The sequence below is a fragment of the Uliginosibacterium sp. sgz301328 genome (assembly GCF_041807905.1).
GTDB lineage: Bacteria > Pseudomonadota > Gammaproteobacteria > Burkholderiales > Rhodocyclaceae > JBGVSA01.
In genome coordinates this window covers 1-4977 of the sequence record NZ_JBGVSA010000058.1, presented here as the reverse complement: position 1 = coordinate 4977, position 4977 = coordinate 1, and the positions used below count along the sequence as shown (strand labels likewise).

Here is a 4977-nt window from a genome sequence, read left to right as displayed (position 1 = left end):
AGCCCGCCCTCAGCCCGCACCGCTGACGGCTCCGCCGCATACTGACCTCCGCCAGAACGTCGGGCCGAAACGTTACGAAAACCCATTTCCTTCCGCACCATTCCTTCCAACGCCAATCGCCCGGATTTGCTGTCCTAACGTGATGGCGAAAAAAAGCCCGGCAGGGTAAGCCGGGCTCGGGACTATTTCGCAGAACTCTCCGCCAACTGCTGTCGGCGATACACGCCAAGCCGCTCCAGCATCCAGCCTGGATACTCTGCGGGCAGGGCGCTCACTTTATCGAGCGCCGCCAACTCTTCTTCGCCGAGCGATACGCCGGTGGCGGCAATGTTGTCGTCCAGTTGATCGACCCGCTTGGCGCCAATGATCACGCTCGTCACTACCTTCTGATGCAGTAGCCAGGCCAGCGCAATCTGCGCTACGGACACGCCTTTGCGTTCTCCGATTTCGCGCATGACATCGATGCAATCGTATGCACGGTCCAGCTTGACCGGAGGAAAGTCGAAGGTAGTGCGGCGGCTGCCTTCCTCCGCTTGCGTATTGCGCCCGTACTTTCCGCTGAGCAGCCCTCCGGCCAGCGGACTCCACACCATCAGGCCGACGCTTTCGCTCGCCAGCAATGGCGCAATCTCCCGTTCGAGGTCGCGCCCGGCGATGGTGTAGTACGCCTGCAGCGATTCGAAACGGGCCAGTCCGAGGCGCTCGGAGATGCCGAGCGCCTTCATGATCTGCCAGGCCGCCCAGTTCGATACGCCGATATAGCGCACATGGCCTTGCTGGACCAGCGTATCGAGGGCTCGTAGTGTTTCCTCCATTGGTGTGGCCGGATCGAAGCCGTGAATCTGGTAGAGATCGATATGGTCCAATTGCAGGCGCTCAAGGCTCGCTTTGACGCCATCCATGATGTGATAGCGCGACATGCCTCGTGAGTTCGGGCCCTTGCTACCTGTTTCGCCGAAAACCTTGGTCGCAATGACGACCTTGTCGCGCGGCACCTGCAGATTCTTCAGCGCCTGGCCAGTGATGATCTCGGAGCGACCACCCGAGTAGATGTCGGCAGTGTCGATGAAATTGATACCCGCATCGAGTGAACGGCCGATCAAACGTTCCGCGTCTTCTTGCTGAAGGCGACCGATCTGGCTCCACATGCCATCCTCGCCGCCGAAAGTCATGGTGCCGAGGCAGAGTTCGGAGACGAACAGACCGGTATTGCCGAATTTCTTGTAGCGCATGTATCAGGCTCCTTGCAGGCCTCCCGCGATCATCGACGCAAGCGGCACGAGTGTGGGGAAACAGGGGATGAAACGGCATGGGGAGTATGTGCCTCGTCAGCGGCAAAGGCGCGCACGATTCTGCCATTTTCTTGCCTGATCCTGCAAAAGGCGCCCAGATCACACGCCCCATACTCGCGTGCGTGTAAGCTGGCGTCTCTCCCTTGCATGCGCCCGAATCCAGAATCGGAGTTCGCTACGTGAACGATCTCTCCAACCCTCCGCTCGCAGCAGCACAGCGCGAATTGCTTGATCTGATGACGTCCTTGACGGTTGGCGTGGAAGGCTCCATTGCCACGCCGCTCGCAGGGCTGCACCTACACCGCATCCAGCATCCGACCGGGCCACACCATGCCATGCAGGCGGCGTCTTTTTGCCTGATCGCACAGGGCGCAAAGCGCGTACTTGTCGGCGAGCAGGCGTACGAATACGACCCCTTCAACTACTTCGTCAGTTCGGTGGATCTGCCCGTGGCCGGCCGAGTGGCAGTCGCCCAGGATGGCGCGCCATACCTCGGGTTGCGCCTGGATATCGATGTGGAAGAGATCGCGGCCTTGATTCGACATGATGGCCTGCCGCCGGCGACGCGTACCGAAGATCCGCGCGGCGTCTACGTGAGTCGTCTCGATCTGCCGATGCTCGATGCCGTGCTGCGCATGCTGCGTCTGTTGCTCACGCCGGACGACGTGCCGGTTCTTGCACCGCTCATCCGTCGCGAAATTCTCTACCGCCTGCTGATCAACGAGCAGGGCGCGCGTCTTCGTCAGATGGTGGTGCAGGACAGCCACACACACCGCATCGCGAAAGTGATCCGTCTACTGCGCGACAACTATGCGCAACCGCTGCGCATGGAATCGCTTGCGCGGGACGCGCACATGAGCGTGTCGTCCCTGCATCATCACTTCAAGGCCGTCACAGCGATGAGCCCCCTGCAATATCAGAAGCAACTGCGCCTGCAGGAGGCTCGACGCCTGATGCTGCTGGGTGAGGCCGACGTATCGATGGCGGCTCATCGCGTTGGATATGAGAGCCCATCGCAATTCAGCCGCGAGTACAGTCGCCTGTTCGGCGCCTCGCCGATCAACGACAAACGTCGCTGGCTTGCCGCCGCCTCGGCATGACGCGCAGCCTTGCAGCACAATGACGGCCATTCATAGCCCTCTGTCTTCGTCGATGTACGTCGGACGCTTTGCCCCTTCGCCCACCGGGCCGCTGCATTTTGGTTCGCTCATCGCTGCGTTGGGCTCGTGTCTCGAAGCCAGGCGCCAGAAGGGGCGATGGATCGTACGCATGGAGGACGTCGACGCCCCGCGCACGATCAGCGGGGCGGCGGATATCATTCTGCGTCAACTCGAGGCATTCGGTTTCGAGTGGGACGGCCCGGTGCTCTACCAAAGTACCCGCCTGAACCGGTATCGCGAAGTGCTCGAGGATCTCATCGCCCGGGGATACGCATACCCTTGCGCATGCACGCGCGCCGAAATGGCTGACGCTCCATTCGCCCGCGATGGTTCGCGGCGTTACGCGGGCACGTGTCGCAATGGATTGCCTTCTGGCCGCGAGCCTCGTGCATGGCGTTTGCGCACCGAACCTGGTGACATCTCATTCGTCGATGCCATCCAAGGCGCATGCCATGAGGACGTATTCGCCGACACTGGTGATTTCGTCCTGCTGCGTGCTGACGGGCAATTCGCTTACCAGTTGGCCGTGGTCGTCGACGACGCGGCACAGGGCGTCACTCACGTCGTGCGTGGTGCCGATCTGCTCGACTCGACCGCCCGCCAGATATACCTGCAGCGCCTGCTCGGCTACCCCGCGCTCCATTACGCCCATCTGCCGGTCGCGGTTAACAAGCAGAACGAAAAGCTCTCCAAGCAGACGAAAGCGGACGCGCTGGATGTGCGATTGCCGGCGCCGGCGTTGCGCGCGGCCTTGAGTTTTCTCGGGCAACGCCCGCCAGTCGATCTAGTGACCGCCAGCCTGCGTGAAATCTGGGATTGGGCATCGGAGCACTGGGACATGGCGCACGTGACGCGCTTACGCACGATCCAGCTGTAATCAATTGGTGTGCTGCGCGGCCGGCGCGGGTTACTTCTTCCGGGCGGGGCTGCCGATCGTGGCCTCCATGCGGAAGCGTTCGAGCGCTTGGTCGCCGAGTGTCACGACTTCGCTGCTGATCTCGCCGAACCCATGGCGCGCAAAGAAGGGGCGAGCCACTCGGCTGGCGTCCACCGTCACGCTGCGAGCTCCCATGGCCTCGGCCAGCATGACGAGATCATCCAGCAGCGCGCGCGCGACGCCGCGTCGCGAAGCGCGCGGATGAGTGAACAGCATGGCCACATGACCAGGCATGTCGATCTGCCCGAAGCCGATGATGCCATCATCATCGAACGCCACCCGCACCCAACCCGCGTCGCGCTGCGCGGCGAAGGCCGCCGCATCATCGGCGCGGGCTGCCCAGGCTTGAACCTGTTCCGGTGTGTAGGCGGCAAGACCGGTTTCGAGCACCGCTGCGCGGAACACCTGCCGCACCTCCTCCGCATCGCTCGCTCGATAGTCGCGCGTGCCGAAGTCGGCCTCGGGCGTGGTGGCGTCGTCCGACGAGTTGGCGTCAATCATCGCGTTCATCCAGGAATATCTCGATCAGATCATTGAGAAAGCGCCGTCCCAACTCCGTCGGCTTGATGCGTGCATCGTCGATGCTCAAAAGGCCACGGCCCCGCGCTTCGACGAGGCGCGCCTCGACCGCATCCAGCGGCAATCCCGTCGTGGCGGTGAACTGCGACAGCGGTACGCCGTCGAGCAAGCGCAGCGCATTCATCATGAACTCGAAAGGCAATTCGCGTGCGCTCACGTAGCGCGACTCCTGGATGAACTCGCCACGCGCGGCGCCTTCCATGTAGGCGGCGGGATGCTTGTGGCGCATTTCTCGAACGATGCCATCGTGACGCGACAGCTTGCCGTGAGCGCCCGCGCCGATCCCCAGGTAGTCGCCGAAGGTCCAGTAATTCAGATTGTGCCGCGCGCGATGCCCCGGCCTGGCGAAGGCCGATGTCTCGTAATGCTGGTAGCCCGCGTCGGCCAGCGTCTGCTCGATCATGTCCTGCATGTCGGCGGACAGATCTTCGTCCGGCAGCGGTGGCGGCGCACGATAAAAAAGCGTGTTGGGTTCAAGCGTGAGGTGGTAGCACGACAGGTGCGGCGGCGCGTACGACAGCGCGGCGCGCAAATCGCTTTGTGCCCCCTCCAGCGTCTGCTCCGGCAATGCGTACATCAGGTCGATGTTCCAGGTATCGAACTGACGTGCTGCCAGTTCGATCGCGGCACGTGCCTCCGAACTGTCGTGGATGCGCCCTAATCGCTGCAACTGCGTGTCGTCGAAGCTCTGGATGCCCAGCGACACGCGCGTTACGCCCGCGGCGCGATAGTCCGCGAAGCGTGCGGCCTCCACGGTGCCCGGATTCGCTTCGAGCGTGATCTCCGCATCCGCGGCAAGCGGCAGGTACAGGCGCACATCATCCAGCAGTCGTTCCAGCCCCTTCGCCGACATCAGGCTCGGGGTGCCGCCACCAATGAACACGCTGATGACGCGACGCTCCCATACCCCCGGCAGTGCCGCCTGTAGATCGCGCGACAGCGCATCGAGGTACGCCTCTTCTGGAATGCCCGCGTCGCGCACCGCATGCGAATTGAAGTCGCAATACGG

5 protein-coding genes are annotated in these 4977 nt (G+C 62.7%); 2 read left to right on the top strand and 3 right to left on the bottom strand.

Features of this window, described 5'->3' with window-relative positions:
* Positions 1–182: 182 nt before the first annotated feature.
* Positions 183–1232 carry an aldo/keto reductase gene (locus ACDA63_RS20035; RefSeq protein ID WP_373665075.1) on the bottom strand — a complete coding sequence of 350 codons (1050 nt, stop codon included), beginning with the start codon at positions 1230–1232 and terminating at the stop codon, positions 183–185.
* Positions 1233–1471: 239 nt separating this feature from the next.
* Here ACDA63_RS20035 and ACDA63_RS20030 point away from each other — a divergent pair, with 239 nt between their 5' ends.
* Both ACDA63_RS20030 and gluQRS read left to right on the top strand, forming a co-directional pair.
* The gene (locus ACDA63_RS20030; RefSeq protein ID WP_373665074.1) at positions 1472–2392 is read left to right on the top strand and encodes an AraC family transcriptional regulator N-terminal domain-containing protein; all 921 of its coding nucleotides are present in this window, start codon (positions 1472–1474) and stop codon (positions 2390–2392) included.
* A 19-nt stretch (positions 2393–2411) separates the two neighbouring features.
* A complete protein-coding gene (gluQRS, locus tag ACDA63_RS20025; RefSeq protein ID WP_373665073.1) occupies positions 2412–3329 on the top strand; it encodes a tRNA glutamyl-Q(34) synthetase GluQRS in 918 nt (305 codons plus the stop codon).
* A gap of 30 nt (positions 3330–3359) precedes the next feature.
* Here gluQRS and ACDA63_RS20020 read toward each other — a convergent pair whose 3' ends face one another.
* Positions 3360–3899, bottom strand: coding sequence for a GNAT family N-acetyltransferase (locus ACDA63_RS20020; protein WP_373665072.1), 540 nt, complete (start codon positions 3897–3899; stop codon positions 3360–3362).
* Positions 3883–4977: radical SAM family heme chaperone HemW (gene hemW / locus ACDA63_RS20015; protein WP_373665071.1), on the bottom strand; the 1095-nt coding region annotated here is incomplete at its 5' end. The genes hemW and ACDA63_RS20020, both read right to left, overlap by 17 nt.

Excerpts from the sequence above, each read along its gene's own strand:
- ACDA63_RS20020 (WP_373665072.1), bottom strand. The coding sequence starts at position 3,899 with ATGAACGCGATGATTGACGCCAACTCGTCGGACGACGCCACCACGCCC.
- ACDA63_RS20035 (WP_373665075.1), bottom strand. The coding sequence starts at position 1,232 with ATGCGCTACAAGAAATTCGGCAATACCGGTCTGTTCGTCTCCGAACTC.
- gluQRS (WP_373665073.1), top strand. The coding sequence starts at position 2,412 with ATGACGGCCATTCATAGCCCTCTGTCTTCGTCGATGTACGTCGGACGC.